This window comes from Cryobacterium aureum (assembly GCF_002954245.1).
GTDB lineage: Bacteria > Actinomycetota > Actinomycetes > Actinomycetales > Microbacteriaceae > Cryobacterium > Cryobacterium aureum.
This window is the reverse complement of record NZ_PPTG01000029.1, coordinates 131,413-145,977: the sequence shown is the minus strand read 5'-3', so window position 1 is coordinate 145,977 and position 14,565 is coordinate 131,413. Positions and strand designations below refer to the sequence as shown.

The following is a 14,565-nucleotide window of genomic DNA, read 5'->3' as shown; positions in this document are numbered from 1 at the left end:
GTAGCTCCCTCGAGTTCGTCTTGCACTTTGTGCGTCGTTGCACTTAGTGTAAGCAGGTGACATTTCCCAACACCGCCCCCGATCGCCGCGCCGAACTCAAGGCGCGGTACCGCCAGGCCATTCTGGATGCCGCCGATTCGCTCATTCGCGAGCGAGGCAAACCACAATTCAGCGTCGACGAACTCGCCGAGCGCGCCGGCGTCTCCCGGCGCACGGTGTTCAACCACTTCTCATCGCTCGACGATGTGATCATGACCACCTGCACGCGGGTGCTCAGCGCCACCGTCGATGAATTTCGTGCGGCGACGGCATCGAATCCCGCCGGGGATAGCAGCCGGGTGGCCCTCTTCGAGGAGATCACGACGGCCATCCGGGCGATGGATCTGCCGCCCGTCGTCTCCTATCTCGCGGGCGTGCTCGGTGCTGCGGGTGACGAGGGTCGGTCCCCGCACGGCCTTGGCGACGTGTTCACCCGAGCTACCGAACAGCTCGCGGCAGAGATCGCCGACCGCGCCGGCGCGATTGACGAATTCGAGGTCGCAATCCTCGTCAGCTCCGTAATGAACGGCGTGTCCGTGGTGTCCGGCCGCTGGCTCGCCCTGACGGGCGGTTCACTCGACACCGCCTCGCGACAAGTATGGCTTGAACTGCTTGACCGCCTGATCGGTAGCATCCGCACCGGCTATGCCCCCACCGACCCCCAAGAAGGAATCTGAGAATAATGGCATCGCTTCTCTACCGACTGGGTCGGTTCTCCGCCCGCCGAGCGTGGGTGGTCATCATTGCGTGGGTGGTCATTCTCGGCCTCGCCGTCGCTGCGTTCGCTGCCTTCGGCGGAACACTCACGTCGTCCGTCAGTATCCCCGGCACCGCCACTCAGAAGGTCAGCGACGAGCTCGCGGCAAAGTTTCCGGCAGTCAGCGGCGGGCGAGGTACGGTCCTGTTCACCACGACCGACGACTCCGCCTTCACCGGCGCGCAGAAAACCGCCATCGGCGACCTGCTCACACGCACGATCGGTCTCCACGATGTGAAATCGGCGACGAATCCCTTCGATACCCAAGCCCAGATCGATGACCAGACGCAGCAGGTCGTCGACGGGCGGCAGAAGATCACCGCTGGAACGGAGCAGATCGATGCGGGGCAGGCGCAGATCGATGCGGCCACGGCGCAGGCCAATGCCGGACAAGCGCAGCTCGATGCCAGCCGCACGCAGGCCGAGGCGGCGGGTCAGCTCGCATCCGCTCAACCGACGCTCGATGCGCAGCAGGCTCAGATTGATGCGGGCGCAGCCGCGATCGCCGCCCAACAGACGACACTCGACGCGATCCGCGCAGAACTCGCTACCCAGAGCACCACGCTCGAACAGGGAGCGGATCTGCTCGACCTGGCCGCCGGTATCCGTCAGGTATCGACCGACGAGACGACCGCCGTGGCGAGTGTGCAGTTCGACACCTCGCTCAGCCTGGTACCGGCAGAGTCGAAGGAAGCCGTTGTCGCGGAGATGAACGACTCCGGGATCGACGGCGTCAGAGCTGAAGTCTCCAACGACATTGCCTCCAGCATTCCCGAGATTCTCGGCCCGGGAGAGATCGGCGGCGTGATCGTGGCGGCCATCGTGCTGTTGGTCATGCTGGGCACCCTGATCGGCGCGGGACTTCCCTTGTTGAACGCGCTCATCGGCGTCGGCGTCGGTGTGCTCGCTTCCCTCGCGCTGTCCGGATCCGTCGAGATGCTCTCCGTCACCCCGGTTCTGGGAGTGATGTTGGGGCTCGCGGTCGGCATCGACTACTCGCTCTTCATTCTCAACCGGCATCGCACCCAGCTGAGCCGTGGCCTGCCCGTGCAGGAGTCGATCGGACTGGCGAACGGCACCTCCGGCAACGCTGTCGTGTTCGCGGGCGCCACGGTGCTCATCGCCCTGCTCGCTCTCAACCTCACCGGCATTCCCTTTCTCGGGCTCATGGGAACGGTCGGTGCCGTCTGCGTCTTCGCGGCGATTCTGATCGCCATCACCCTGACTCCGGCGCTGCTCGGCCTGGCTGGTACGAAGATACTCACGAAGAAGGCCCGCGCCCGGGTCGGTCATGCCAGCAATTCGGCCGGCGTTCCGGTCAAGCCGATGAACACCGTGCGCGCCGTCGTCACGGTGGTTGTGGGTGTCGTCGTGCTGCTGATCGTGGCGATCCCCGCGCTCTCGATGCGACTCGGCCTCCCGGCTGGCTCGTCCGAACCGCTGGGCTCGAGCGCGTACAACGCGTACAAGCTGGCCGACGACAAATTCGGCGCCGGCGTGAACGGCCCGCTGCTCGTCGTCGCCGATCTCGAGACAGCCATCACGGATGAGGACCTGCGCGCTGAACAGGTGCGTATCGGAACCGCACTGAGAGCGGAGAATGATGTCGTCGCGGTCGCGCCGATCGGAGCATCCGACGATGATCTGCTCCTCGCCTTCCAGGTTATTCCGGCCGACGGGCCGACCAGCGAATCAACCGAGCAGCTCGTACGTGACCTCCGAGGAATCGACCTCGACGGTGTTGTATCTCTCGGTGTCGCCGGCAACGCGTCCGGAAACATCGATGTGAGTGAGAAACTCGCCGCAGCGCTCCCGCTGTACCTTCTCGTTGTCGTTGGGCTCTCGTTGATCATTCTGATCTTCGTGTTCCGGTCCATTCTGGTTCCGATCACCGCGACCCTGGGCTTCGTCTTGTCGCTGTTCGCATCCTTCGGGGCGATCACGGCGGTCTTCCAGTGGGGCTGGCTCGGCGCAGTGTTCGGCATTCATGACCCCGGGCCGATCCTGAGTTTCCTCCCCATTCTCGTCGTGGGTGTGCTGTTCGGACTGGCGATGGACTACCAGTTGTTCCTGGTCAGCGGCATGCGGGAATCGTACGTTCACGGTGCCTCGTCACGCCTGGCCGTGCAGCGCGGGGTCCATGCCGGGCGCACGGTGGTGATTGCGGCCGCCCTCATCATGGCTTCGGTCTTTTCCGGCTTCATCTTCTCGAACTCGGTGATGATCCAGTCGATCGGCTTCGGGCTCGCCGGCGGCGTACTGCTCGACGCGTTTGTGGTGCGGCTGCTGATCATCCCTGCTGTGATGCATTTGCTCGGTGACGCGGCGTGGTGGCTGCCGAAATGGCTGGAGCGCATCCTGCCCAACGTCGATGTGGAGGGTGCCTCACTTGAGCGCTCGCACCCGGTGGCCGCGCCCAAGCGTGTCCCAACCTCGATCGTCTAACCGGTCGTGAGAGCGGTGAATGGTTGCTTCGGGCTCAACTCTGGTCACTGACTGACCCACGAGCACTGTGATTCAGCCGTTGAAGCGGGCTCGGCCGAACGCCTGGAGCAGGCCCGGTCGGCCAGACTCAGGCCGAGCGACGTATTGTCCAACTCACGCAGGGCGACGACTCTTGCAGCTTCAGACGACTGTTGGGTCGGCGCAGTAGTACTGCGGTTCGCACACGCAAAATTTTCTTGCACATGACCCGGACCTGTAAAATTTCGGCCTCTTTTTTTCACGTCCAGAGTATGCACCTAGCGACGGTCGCTCTTGACGCCGGCGAGCCTCGTGCTGGCGAGACCGGCTCTGGTCGTCGCGTTCGGGTAATCATTCGCAAATCAGCATCCGCTCGACGCGACGGCAGCGGAACACTCGATGAAGTCCAGACAGCAGACAAGGACCGGACTACCGTTAGGGCATGCCAACCGGCGGATTCCGCGGCGTAGCCTACAGCCTGATACCGGGGCTGAACACCGCCCTGCATTACCAGCGCGCGTGGCTAGTGCCCGACCTGCGTGCCGGCATCGTGCTCAGCTTCCTGCTGATCCCGGCCGGTATGGGCTACGCGGAGGCCTCCGGGCTGCCCGCGTACACCGGTCTGTACGCGACGATCGTGCCGCTGCTTGTCTACGCCGTCTTCGGCCCATCGCGCATCCTCGTGCTCGGACCCGATTCTGCGCTCGCCCCCATCATCGCTGCGTCGATCCTGCCGCTGGCGCTCGGCAACACTGAGCGAGCGATTGCGCTCGCCGGACTCCTCGGGCTGATGGTCGGCCTCACCCTGCTCATCGCCGGCCTGTTCCGGCTCGGCTTCGTCACCGACCTGCTCTCCAAGCCGATCCGGGTCGGTTACCTCAACGCCGTCGCTTTGCTCGTGATCATTTCGCAGATTCCCAAGCTGCTCGGGTTCTCCATCGAGGCGCCCGGCCCGATCCAGGGGATTGGCGCCATCGTGCAGGGCGCTGCGGCGGGGAGCATCGTCGTCGGCGCGATGCTGCTCGGCCTTGCCTCCCTCGCCGTCATCGTTGGGTTGCGTTTCCTGCTCGGCGGACGCATCCCTGGCGTACTGATCGCGGTCGTCGCATCCATTGTGGTCACGGCGATCTTCTCCCTGCAGAACGTGCTGCCGATTGTCGGTGCCATGCCGCAGGGGCTCCCTGCCCCGGCGCTCGGCGGACTCGTCTGGGGCGACGTGGTTTCGCTGATCGGACCGGCGCTGGGCATCGCGCTCATCGCCTTCGCCGACACCGGGGTGCTCTCCCGCACGCTCGCGGCGCGCCGCGGTGACAGTGTGGACGGCAGTCAAGAGATGGCCGGTCTCGGACTCGCTAATATCGGAGGCGGGTTCTTCGGCGGCTTTCCGGTCTCCGCCTCCACTTCGCGCACGCCCGTCGCCGAGCAGGCAGGAGCGCGATCCCAGCTGACGCCTGTCGTCGGCGCGCTGATCATTGTTATCTTCATGCTCGTGGCCCCCGGCGTAACCGGGTACCTGCCGTCGGCGACCCTCGGCGCCGTGGTCATTGTGGCCGCAGCCAGCCTGCTCGACGTTTCGGGCGTCGCGCGATTGTGGCGGATCGACAAAACGGATGCCCTGCTCTCGATCGCCGCGTTCCTCGGCGTTTTTCTGGTGGGCGTTTTGCAGGGCATTCTCGTGGCGATCGGTCTGTCCCTGGTCGCGTTCGTGATCCGCGCGTGGCGTCCGTACCGGGCCGAGCTCGGGCGCATTCCGGGTGTGCGCGGTTACCATGACCGTTCACGGCATCCGGATGCCGATCGTGTTCCCGGCATCGTCATCGTGCGTTTCGACGCCCCGCTCTTCTTTGCCAACGGCGGCATCTTTGATGATTACGTGCGCTCGGTGCTGCGGCGGGCGGAGCGGGAATCGGAGGCCGGTGGCACGCCCATTCACACCGTCATCCTTGCCGCCGAACCGATCACCGATATCGACACGACCGCTATCGATGAATTGCTCGAGCTTGACGAGTACCTCGCGTCTCGGCGGGTGACGCTCGTGCTCGCCGAGGTGAAGGGACCGGTCAAGGACCGACTTCAGGCCGTCGGACTGGGTGACCGGTTTTCACCCGAGCGGTTCGCGCCGACGGTGGGCGCCGCGGTTGATGTTGCAAGTGGGGAGCTTCGCGACGATATCGGCGGGGCGATCTGAGGCATTCTCGATGGCCCATGACTCAGGGCGGATGCCTCGGCGCACAACGGAAGGCGGCTGCTTGGCATCGTCTGCGGGATCCCTCGGGAAGGGACGGATTGCGACGTACCTCGATACACGACACATTCATAATGTGATCGTTGAGTTTCAACCACAAGGGCTGGGAATTGTTTCATCGCACGGGGTCGAAGAAAAGAAATCTAGGCAGCACACGCGAACAAGATCGCCCGGATTCTGGGCACGCTCGATATTGCAAAGCAACTACGATCTCGCGCATGCCGCGCTGACCACCTGGGCATGAGGCCGAGCGCACGTTTCAAGCGAATCACCGGCAGCACCGTCAGGCGCCTGCCAACCGGGCAAGTCGGGCATTCTCTTCAGCATTCATCGGCGCAGCGACGTTCAGTAGCGAGACCGGTGGATGCGGGGCGGCCGACTCGGCAGGCCCACCCGGTCGGTCTATGCCGACCGCGCCGGCCGGACGCCGCGCGGCGAGTCGGGCGTCGAGGCACCGCTTGCGCCAGAGGGCGGCAGCGGCGTCATCCTCGCCGAGGGCCAGCACGATCTCCTCGACCAGCACCGCGTTGATGCGGCGACGCCCCGTGCGGAAGGCATCGAAGACCGACGATCGGGCGCCCCGGGCCGCGGCCGGGGTGATCCCTTGCGCCTCACTCCCGCGGGTGATCAGCGCGGCGATCTCGGCGTATGAGACGTCGCCCGCCGTGTTGCGCAGGCGCTGGAGGTCCTCGACGAGTCGGTCGAGCGGTGCCGACGAGCCCTGCGCGCGCTCCAACTCCGGATTCACGTTCCCCCGACCCGCACCTCACGGCTGCCCGGTGCAGCTAAAAATCCAGACTGTCGGGGGCGAAGTCTTAGATAGTTGGACGCAATTTCGGACTCGTCAGGCCACGTTCCCCCTGTCCGGGGCGCTGGGAGTTCCCGTTGGCATCGACAGCGTCGACGTAGTCGGCCGAGATGTCGACGTCAAAATCGTTTACGACTGGCCGGGGTATGACTTCTTCTCATGATTGGGAAATAGTTCGGCGGGTCGCGCGCTCAACGAGCCCCACGGAGGGGTGCCATTTTTCTCACCCTGGTGCCCGCGCAGCAGTCACCCAGTTGACCGATAAAATGGAGGTCACCTGCACGAGGAAGTGGTGGCGCAATCATTTGGAACCGGTCCCGGCGTCGTGCCGACGCTCACGAACACGTCAGCGAACCCGACGTGAACGCCGAGCTGCCCGACCTCGAGCGCACGGTTGATGAAGGCCTGCTCATCGCACTGTCCGCCGTGCGGATGGCCGTGAAGAACGACATCATCGTTGGAGCGCTGCGGGAGCACTTCGACTACGACTCCGGGCGGTACGCCGACAACGCCCGAAGCGAACTACATCGGCTGGCGCGGCAGAACGAGGAGTATGCCCGGCGGGTCAGCCGAATGGGCCGCGATCTCGCGGCGATGAAGTGGCGGCTGAGCTTTACCGATGACCAGCGCCACGACCTCAAGCAATTCGCCCTGAGATTTCGTGTGCACGAGCGGTTGACGCTCGCCCTCGACGCTGTTGCCGATGACAACGACCAGGTAGCGCGTATCGTGTCGAGTGCGCAGCGGTCAGCGAGCGAAGAGGTCAGCTCGGCCGTCTCGTCGAAGCTCATTGAGCTGGCCGTCGACCAGCGCGAGCCTGACTACGCCGAACATCGCGGTGAACGCCTGGAAGCGTTCGTGCTGATCAACCTCGCCATTCTCAAGGCCAAGCACGACGCGGCGACCAGCCCGGAGTTCAACGAATATTAGTTTCCGAGCACACTGACGTCGGTGATCGCGTGGGCGACCAGCCGGTCGAATATCGGCGTACTGACGACAACGAAGAGCACGACGTTTGAGGCAACCGTGGCCCAAAACACCCCGCGAAAGCTTTTCTTCTGGGTTTTGTGGCGCAGCACCTGCTGCGCCACTATGGCGCCCGGCCAGCCGCCGATGAAGCCCCAGAACAGTAGGGTGCGTTCCGAGATGCGCCAGCTGCCGAGCCTTGCCCGACGCTTGTCGGTCGCGTAGAGGGCAAAACAGATCAGGCTGGCAACCAGGTAGATCCCGACCACCCAGAGCGGCCGGGGCCAATACACGGCGCCGACCAGATACACGACGGCAAATGCGGCGATCGCGAGGTAGCTGGCGCGACCCACCGCACGGCGGGAGCGGGCGATGACCATGCCCCCATGCTAGAGGTCACAGCGCCGGCAAAATCCCCTCGCGGCACTCGTTGGAGTTCGTGGCACCCACGGTGAGGCAGTCCTCGCTGGAGCGCACGCGCGGGCTGGCACCCTTGAACTGGCCGCGGTACGACTGCTGGGCGACGTCGCCGTAGCAGGAGGCGTCCCGTACTCCGGGCCAGGCAATGACGGGCTGCGGAGCGCGAAACCGTCGGCCACCGATCGGCGGAGCCGCGTAGGGGATGCCGCGCCAGGCCAGTACCTTCACGGATGCCGCGCACCACGCCGCCGGTGACGCGCACGTCGAGCGCATTCAGCGCGGGTGGGGGCAAACACGGGAAGACTCTGTCGAGATTGTTTGGAGTACCACTGGGTTCCCCGATCCGGCGAAGCTGAGGCTGTGCTACCGATATTCCGGGTTAGGTTCAAACCCGAATCGTTCTCCGCGGTCCCAGTCCTGGCGCAGGTTGCCGAAGGCCGGGATGCCGCCGTTCTTCTTCAAAATTGAGGCGAGGTGCATGAGGTTCCAACTCATGAAGGTGGTGTTGCGGTTGGTGAAGTCGTTCTGCGGACCGCCAGATCCCTCATCGAGATAACTCGGGCCGGGGCCGATTTCGCCGATCCAGCCGCTGTCAGCGGCGGGCGGAATTGAGTAGCCGATGTGTTGCAGGCTGTACAGCAGGTTCGACGTACAGTGTTTCACTCCGTCTTCGTTGCCGGTGATGATGGCACCGCCGACTTTGCCATAGAAGATGTACTGGCCCTTTTCATTGAATTCGCCCGAGTGGGCGTAGAGCCGTTCCACGATGCGTTTGGTCACCGAGCCGTTATCGCCGAGCCAGATTGGACCGGCCAGTACGAGGATATCGGCGGCCTGAACCGCCTCGAACAGAGACGGCCAGGCATCCGTTTGCCAGCCGTGGTCGGTCATGTCGGGGTAGACCCCGGTGGCAATATCATGGTCGATGGCGCGAATCAGCTCGACCTGCACGCCCTGCTCCCGCATGATGCGGGCGCTGAGGTCGACAATGCCCTGGGTGTTGCTGACCTCGGGGCTGCGTTTGAGGGTGCAGTTGATGAAGACGGCGCGCAGGCTGGAGTAATCAAAGGATTCGCGTTCGGCGGGGCTCGTCTCGTTCATCCGGTAAGTAAATCACTCGACCCGGATCGATGACAGGGGTTGATTTTGGTGTCGCGAGCGCGCCACCACCGGGCACTTCAACCTGGTGGTCGAAGCGCCCGGCGGCTATGAACGGATGCTGCCGGCTAGGCGGTGGCGCCGCCACGCCCAATCAGGCCGCGCCCAATCAGGCCGCGCCCAATCAGGCCGCGACCAGACAGGCCAAGTCCGGGCAGGGCGAGCAGGAGGCCCAGTGCGAGGAACGGCAGCGGGGTTGTTCCCGTGCTCGCCAGAGTGGAGCCGGCCGGCGTTGACCCGAACAACGGCGTCAGTCGCAGCGCGGCGAGAGAAGAACTGCCCGTGCCCGTGCCTCGTGCGACTGCATCGGAGCCGTTACGACGGGCACGACCTGGGTGCCGCCGAGCAGTGAGTTTGCACCCGTAGTGGTGGGGCTCGCGCTCGCGGCCGCTGGCTGGGTTACCGGAGCTGCACTGCCGGTGTCTGACCCCGTGCTCGACGAGTTGCCGATTACCGAGATGGCGTTGCCGGTGAGAGTGATCGGGCGACCAAGTCGGTCACGACCTGGTCGCCCGAGACGATTCCGTCGGCGCCGGTGGTGTTGGGTGCCTCGGCAGCGTTGGCCGCGGAGATTCCGATGAGCGAGAGGCCCCCGACGAGAAGGGCGCAGTACAGGCCCTTTTTGATGACTGTTTTCATGGTGGTGGTGCTCCTAAATGAGTGATGGCGTGCTCCCAGAGGGAAGGCTTCGGTCTGCGTGGTGCCGGCAAAATGGCAGGGCAGACCCATCAGTCGGGAGTGGACCCGGGGTCGAACGTTGGCGTTGACGGAAGGACCGCGACGCCGCTCAGGGCGAGAACGCCCGCTGTGGTGCGATCGGCCGACCGTCCACGCGGAACGTCTACCACCGGAGCGGGCGCTGGGCGAGTGGCTGGTGTCGGGTCGATAGCAGCTGGCAGCAGGGTGCTTGCGGCCGTGGTGAGAAGTGTGGGTGGCGCGTCCTCGGTGTCGGCGGAGGCCGGCGATAGAGTGCCGAGAAGCAGTGTGAGGGCGGCCCAGACGATGGCGGCGCCCGGGCCAAAAATGGCCAGTCGCAGGGTGTGCCCATGGAGCTGCGATATTGATTCCTTCATTGGACACCCCCCTTTGTGGCTATTTACCAGGCCTTGCGTAAGCACTTTTCCCCGAAAAGTGCCATAGAGAATGAGTCATTCGCAGAAATCTCTTGCACCAAAGCAGAGCGTCGGCGCGGAATGACCGGTTTTGACGCCCCTTGCCTGGCCTGATGGAACGGGGAGCGCCCGATAGCTGGTATAGTTTTCAAGTTGTCTCCGGGCGTTACAGTTCGCGGGATTGACATGCGCTCGTAGCTCAACGGATAGAGCATCTGACTACGGATCAGAAGGTTGGGGGTTCGAATCCCTTCGGGCGCACACCTTCAGCCCCGTCCGACGTAACGTCGGACGGGGCTTTTTTTGTGCGTATCCGGCCCGGCCGACGCAACCTACGTAGAATCGGTATCGTGCCCCTTCCACGCTTTCTGTTCGCTGACCAGCTCGGCCCGCACTACGACGACGGTGGGCCGATTGTGCTGGTTGAAGCATCTGCGCTCCTCGAGCGCCGCACTTATCACCGGGCGAAAGCACACCTCATTCTGAGTGCGCTTCGCCACCGTGCCCGCGAGTTGGGTGACCGCGCAGAGTTCCTGCGGGCAGAGCATTATCGGGACGTGCTTGCTGGTCGCGAACTGGAGGTGATCAACCCCACCTCGTGGGGAGCGCGCGCCCTGGTTGCCGATTTGGGGGCATCCGTTCTGCCGAGTAGGGGATTCGTGACGAGCGAGCAGGACTTTGCTAGCTGGGCTGACGGGCGACCCGCATCCCGACTTGTGATGGAACAGTTCTACCGACACGTGCGCACAGCCACCGGCACACTCATGCGCGGCCCGGAGCCCGAGGGCGGGCGCTTCAACTTCGATCACGACAACCGTCAGCCTCCCCCGAAAAATGCGGTCGGTCTCGGTTTGCCCGACCCGTGGGCCCCGGTGGAGGATGACATCGACGATGAAGTCCGTCGCGACCTCGACGAGCTCGTCAGGGGCGGCCGCGTGCACCTGATCGGAGAGGATGGCCCGCGCCGGTTCGCCGCTACCCGCGTGGAGGCCCTCGCTGCTCTCGATGATTTCATCGAAACGCGGCTGTCAGACTTCGGGCCCTTCGAGGACGCCTCGCTGATCGGGGACAGCACGATGGCCCACTCGCGGTTGAGCGTTCCGCTCAACCTGGGCCTGCTGCACCCGCAGGAGGTCATCGACGCGGTCGTCGCGGCCCATAGCGCCGGTGGCGTGCCGCTGGCGAGCGTTGAAGCGGTAGTGCGCCAGGTCATGGGGTGGCGGGACTGGGTCTGGCACCTGTATTGGCACCTCGGCGAGAATTACGTTGCGCAGAGCAACTTTCTCGCTGCCCACGAGCCGCTTCCGCCGGCTTTCTTGGAGTTAAACGGTGGCGCCGTCGAAGCGCGGTGCCTGAGCCACGTGCTGGATGAGGTGTCCCGCACCGGGTGGGCGCATCACATTCAGCGGCTGATGATTCTCGGCAACTGGTCGTTGCAGCGCGGGTACGAGCCGTCCGCTTTGTCGGACTGGTTCATCAATGCCTTCGTCGACGGGACACCCTGGGTTATGCCGGCCAATGTCGTCGGTATGTCCCAGCACGCGGACGGCGGAATCGTCGCGACGAAGCCGTATGCCTCCGGTGGCGCCTACATTGCGAAGATGACGGATTTTTGCGGCAGCTGTCGGTTCAATCCCAAAATACGGCTGGGGCCACAGGCCTGCCCATTCACCGCCGGCTACTGGGCTTTCCTGGACCGAGTGGAGCCGCACATCCGCGGCAATCATCGTATGGCCCAGCCGCTCGCCGGCTTGAGACGTCTTGTGGACCGAGACGCGGTCGTCGCTCAGGAGCGTGAGCGCACCCACTGGTAAGGCTAGCCGGCGAAAGCGGTGCTCGGCAGGTCGCGCTCGCCGGCGATGATTGCGTCGACTAGGCGACGGGCGACATCCGCTGGGCTGTATCCCTCCGGTAGCCGGGGCGCTGACCCCTGAATCGGTCGGGTAGCCAGTCCTGTTTCGGTGTGGCCGGGTCGGGCATCGAGAAAGCGGATGCCGTCCCGACGCAATTCACGCCCGGCCGCTTTCGCAAACGCTGCGAGTGCGGCCTTGGATGCCGAGTAGGCAGCCATGTTCGCTGTCGGGCTCTCGCTCACGACGCCGCTGAGCGTGAGGAAGAACGGATCACGATGCGCACTCGAGGATTCGACCAGGGCGGAATAGGCGGCGCGGAGCAAACGAATCGGTGCCGAGGCATTCACCGCCATCAGAATATCGATGGTGTCGTCCGAGACCTCCGCCATTGGCCCGAACGCCACGACTCCGGCCGCGTTGACGACGCCGTCGAGACGCCCATGCGCGTTCAGCGCGACTGCCACGAGCTGGGCGGCCGTCTTCGGCTCCAGCAGGTCGCCAGTTACCCTCGCGGCTGGAATGCCCAGATCGGCGATGCGCTCCGGGGTGCGTCCGTGCAGGGTGAGCAGGGCTCCCTCCACGCTGAGAATCTGCGCGATTTCACGGCCCAGCCCCCCGGTGGCGCCGACGACGAGAATGGAGGAACCGGCGAGGGAAGTCATACTTCAGCGTAGACGGGATGCTGTGGGGTTACGCAAGATTAAGCTTTCCACCCCCAAGCTGGGATACGATCAGCAGACGTGAGCCAAATTCACTAGTTTGTATTCGTTTTGATTTCCAAAATCCGATACGTGCTTGCGCCTGAGCTTCTCACCGGGCAATGTTCGGGCGCCCGGTGAGGAAGGCATTCCTGCGAGGGACTGCCTCGGTGGGACGAGGGGTAGGGTCCTCGTTCCATCGCCCACTGTTCGCCTAGTGCTGGCTCGCCGCGCCGTCGCCGGGGCAATCGATCCGCAGCTTGTCGCACAGCACGGTCAGCTGCTCCAATTCGGTTTCGCTGAGCGTCTCACCGATCCGCTGCGCTATGGACTTCATGTGATCAACGGCCACCCGCCGAAACAGGGCGAGCCCGGCATCCGTCAGCTCGATGATGGCGCCGCGCCCGTCGGTCGGGTCGGTGTGCTTGTGCAGGTAGCCACGCGAGACGAGGCGGTCCACGAGGCGGCTCACGCTCGGCTGGGTCAACAGCACGTGCTGGTTGAGATCACGCAAGCGGATGCGCCGGTCCGGCTGTCGAGACAGATTGAACATGACGTCGTACTCGTTGAAGGAGATTTCCTTCGACGGAAAATTCGCCGCCAGACTGCGCATGATGGCGACCTGGGCCCGAAACAGGGATTCCCACGCACCCACCGCGACCGTTCGATCCACCACCTGCGGCTCCTCGCCTCGTCTACCACGTCGTTCTCCAAGAATAGAGACTCCAACGGGGAGCGGGCACCGCGCGGGCCGCGGGGCCAGCATCCGCGGGGCCGGGCAACAATCAGGTACTTGGCATGAAACTCGCAGATGATTTTGTCGACGAAAGGTGGCGCCCGTTACCTATTCGTTATATGTTTTAGGTGCGTCAACCGTTTGCTGTGGCGGAAGACGTGAAATGTGATTGCAGGACACTCTTGGTGCAAGGGAAGAGGGTCAGTCGTAGCCTTTGCGACTGGCCCTCAGTCCGTTAATCGCGTCATCGTACAGCGTCCGGTGGCGCCAGCCAGGCCGGCTTAGAACAGGTCGGGGCTCGGCGTGGTCGACTGGCGGATGGCGACGTCCGCGTGGCGGTCGAAGCGGTAGCCGACACCGCGCACCGTGCGCACGATGTCTTCGTAGCGGCCGAGCTTGGAGCGCAGGCGACGAACGTGCACGTCGATGGTGCGCTCATTCGGGGTGTCTTCTTCGTCGGCGGAGTTCCACAGCGAGGAGATGATCTCGGCACGGGCGATGGTGCGACCCTCGCGCAGTACGAGATACTGCAGCAGCTCGAACTCCTTGTAGGTCAGTGCGGCCGTCTCGTTGTCGAGGATGACGCGCTTGCGGGAGATATCGACGACGACGCCGCTGCGGGCCCGGTCGAGCTCCTCGGGCTCTGCGCGGTGCGCAGCGAGTGCGGCGGGGTCCTGCAGCGCGAGGCGCACGACGTCCACGTCGCGTCCGCCGGCGCCCTCTGGTGCCAGTGCGACGGCGGCATAGGTCTCGGCAGACGGAGCGATGTCGGACGCGAGGGCTTTGAGGGCCTCGACGATGCGGTTCAGGCTCGTGCCGGCTGCGGCCGCCTTGGCCTCGTCGATGCCTACGTAGAGCACGAAGCCGCGGGCCTCGGTGCCGGTCGGCACGGCGCGAATGCGCGGGGCGGCAACCGGCGGCGCCAGGGTCAGGTCGGGGCGGTTGAAGTGTGTGGGGCGAGTGGCGTGGATGTGTGCGAGAGACATGAAGGGTCCTTGACTGTTCGATCGAAGGGAGCTCGACGGATGCGCGCAAGCGCTGCTTCGTGATGGCTCCGGATAGCCCGTGGGGCTGGAGGGCGAGCGCTTCAAACAAGCGCTCGGGGCGTCGGCCTGATGAGTGAAATCAGTCAGGAAGAGGACGCGAGGGGGAAGTCTCGGTTAGCGGCACATTCGGCAACAGCGGATGGCGGGGGTGCCGGCCATCATCATGGCGGCAGTCCCGGGGGCCTCGAGGGAGGTCAGGGGGCGTGCGCTGGTTGTCATAACTGCGAGTAAAGCGGAATGTGACGCCGTGTGTCAATTTGGCGT

The 14,565-nt window shown here is 64.5% G+C and carries 15 protein-coding genes and 1 tRNA gene; 6 read left to right on the top strand and 10 right to left on the bottom strand.

Going from position 1 to position 14,565, the window contains the following annotated elements:
• Positions 1-56 precede the first annotated feature (56 nt).
• The 3 genes from CJ028_RS11875 (at position 57) to CJ028_RS11865 (ending at position 5,447) form a co-directional block, all read left to right on the top strand.
• Positions 57-716, top strand: a complete 660-nt coding sequence (locus CJ028_RS11875; protein WP_105035446.1) for a TetR/AcrR family transcriptional regulator — start codon at positions 57-59, stop codon at positions 714-716.
• 5 nt (positions 717-721) lie between these two features.
• On the top strand, positions 722-3,241 hold the full coding sequence (locus tag CJ028_RS11870) for an MMPL family transporter (protein WP_105035445.1): 2,520 nt from the start codon (positions 722-724) through the stop codon (positions 3,239-3,241).
• 460 nt (positions 3,242-3,701) lie between these two features.
• On the top strand, positions 3,702-5,447 hold the full coding sequence (locus CJ028_RS11865; protein WP_105035444.1) for a SulP family inorganic anion transporter: 1,746 nt from the start codon (positions 3,702-3,704) through the stop codon (positions 5,445-5,447).
• Between the two features lie 340 nt (positions 5,448-5,787).
• Here CJ028_RS11865 and CJ028_RS11860 read toward each other — a convergent pair whose 3' ends face one another.
• Positions 5,788-6,252 carry a hypothetical protein gene (locus CJ028_RS11860; RefSeq protein ID WP_129590475.1) on the bottom strand — a complete coding sequence of 155 codons (465 nt, stop codon included), beginning with the start codon at positions 6,250-6,252 and terminating at the stop codon, positions 5,788-5,790.
• Positions 6,253-6,672: 420 nt separating this feature from the next.
• On the opposite strand from CJ028_RS11860, the gene CJ028_RS11850 reads away from it, so the two are divergent.
• On the top strand, positions 6,673-7,242 hold the full coding sequence (locus CJ028_RS11850) for a hypothetical protein (protein WP_105035441.1): 570 nt from the start codon (positions 6,673-6,675) through the stop codon (positions 7,240-7,242).
• On the opposite strand, the gene CJ028_RS11845 is transcribed toward CJ028_RS11850, so the two are convergent.
• The 6 genes from CJ028_RS11845 to CJ028_RS11825 all read right to left on the bottom strand — a co-directional run bounded on the left by CJ028_RS11845 (position 7,239) and on the right by CJ028_RS11825 (position 9,929).
• On the bottom strand, positions 7,239-7,658 hold the full coding sequence (locus CJ028_RS11845; RefSeq protein WP_105035440.1) for a DUF1294 domain-containing protein: 420 nt from the start codon (positions 7,656-7,658) through the stop codon (positions 7,239-7,241). The two genes, CJ028_RS11850 and CJ028_RS11845, sit on opposite strands and share 4 nt — an antisense overlap.
• A gap of 16 nt (positions 7,659-7,674) precedes the next feature.
• Complete coding sequence (locus CJ028_RS11840; protein ID WP_240607224.1) at positions 7,675-7,971, bottom strand: carboxylesterase family protein; 297 nt, start codon at positions 7,969-7,971, stop codon at positions 7,675-7,677.
• Between the two features lie 90 nt (positions 7,972-8,061).
• Entirely contained in the window at positions 8,062-8,799 is a 738-nt protein-coding gene (locus CJ028_RS11835) for a flavodoxin family protein (RefSeq protein WP_105035439.1), read from the bottom strand.
• A gap of 125 nt (positions 8,800-8,924) precedes the next feature.
• The gene (locus CJ028_RS20965) at positions 8,925-9,101 is read right to left on the bottom strand and encodes a hypothetical protein (protein ID WP_161498969.1); all 177 of its coding nucleotides are present in this window, start codon (positions 9,099-9,101) and stop codon (positions 8,925-8,927) included.
• 205 nt (positions 9,102-9,306) lie between these two features.
• Positions 9,307-9,495: a hypothetical protein gene (locus CJ028_RS11830; protein WP_105035438.1), complete on the bottom strand. Its 189-nt coding sequence runs from the start codon at positions 9,493-9,495 to the stop codon at positions 9,307-9,309.
• A gap of 89 nt (positions 9,496-9,584) precedes the next feature.
• On the bottom strand, positions 9,585-9,929 hold the full coding sequence (locus tag CJ028_RS11825; RefSeq protein WP_105035437.1) for a hypothetical protein: 345 nt from the start codon (positions 9,927-9,929) through the stop codon (positions 9,585-9,587).
• 227 nt (positions 9,930-10,156) lie between these two features.
• Here CJ028_RS11825 and CJ028_RS11820 point away from each other — a divergent pair.
• Both CJ028_RS11820 and CJ028_RS11815 read left to right on the top strand, forming a co-directional pair.
• Positions 10,157-10,229, top strand: a tRNA-Arg gene (locus CJ028_RS11820).
• A gap of 89 nt (positions 10,230-10,318) precedes the next feature.
• The gene (locus tag CJ028_RS11815; protein ID WP_161498968.1) at positions 10,319-11,782 is read left to right on the top strand and encodes a cryptochrome/photolyase family protein; all 1,464 of its coding nucleotides are present in this window, start codon (positions 10,319-10,321) and stop codon (positions 11,780-11,782) included.
• A gap of 2 nt (positions 11,783-11,784) precedes the next feature.
• Here the strand turns inward: CJ028_RS11815 and CJ028_RS11810 are convergent, their stop codons facing one another.
• From CJ028_RS11810 to CJ028_RS11800, 3 genes are all read right to left on the bottom strand, one after another.
• Entirely contained in the window at positions 11,785-12,483 is a 699-nt protein-coding gene (locus CJ028_RS11810) for an SDR family NAD(P)-dependent oxidoreductase (RefSeq protein WP_105035435.1), read from the bottom strand.
• A 250-nt stretch (positions 12,484-12,733) separates the two neighbouring features.
• Positions 12,734-13,195, bottom strand: coding sequence for a MarR family winged helix-turn-helix transcriptional regulator (locus CJ028_RS11805; protein WP_439099041.1), 462 nt, complete (start codon positions 13,193-13,195; stop codon positions 12,734-12,736).
• Between the two features lie 341 nt (positions 13,196-13,536).
• Positions 13,537-14,241 carry a winged helix-turn-helix domain-containing protein gene (locus CJ028_RS11800; RefSeq protein ID WP_105035433.1) on the bottom strand — a complete coding sequence of 235 codons (705 nt, stop codon included), beginning with the start codon at positions 14,239-14,241 and terminating at the stop codon, positions 13,537-13,539.
• Positions 14,242-14,565: the final 324 nt, after the last annotated feature.

Coding starts and splice junctions, on each gene's coding strand:
- CJ028_RS11810 (WP_105035435.1), bottom strand. CDS start 12,483: ATGACTTCCCTCGCCGGTTCCTCCATTCTCGTCGTCGGCGCCACCGGG.
- CJ028_RS11845 (WP_105035440.1), bottom strand. CDS start 7,658: ATGGTCATCGCCCGCTCCCGCCGTGCGGTGGGTCGCGCCAGCTACCTC.
- CJ028_RS11870 (WP_105035445.1), top strand. CDS start 722: ATGGCATCGCTTCTCTACCGACTGGGTCGGTTCTCCGCCCGCCGAGCG.
- CJ028_RS11800 (WP_105035433.1), bottom strand. CDS start 14,241: ATGTCTCTCGCACACATCCACGCCACTCGCCCCACACACTTCAACCGC.
- CJ028_RS11840 (WP_240607224.1), bottom strand. CDS start 7,971: ATGCGCTCGACGTGCGCGTCACCGGCGGCGTGGTGCGCGGCATCCGTG.
- CJ028_RS11830 (WP_105035438.1), bottom strand. CDS start 9,495: ATGAAAACAGTCATCAAAAAGGGCCTGTACTGCGCCCTTCTCGTCGGG.
- CJ028_RS11825 (WP_105035437.1), bottom strand. CDS start 9,929: ATGAAGGAATCAATATCGCAGCTCCATGGGCACACCCTGCGACTGGCC.
- CJ028_RS11865 (WP_105035444.1), top strand. CDS start 3,702: ATGCCAACCGGCGGATTCCGCGGCGTAGCCTACAGCCTGATACCGGGG.
- CJ028_RS11835 (WP_105035439.1), bottom strand. CDS start 8,799: ATGAACGAGACGAGCCCCGCCGAACGCGAATCCTTTGATTACTCCAGC.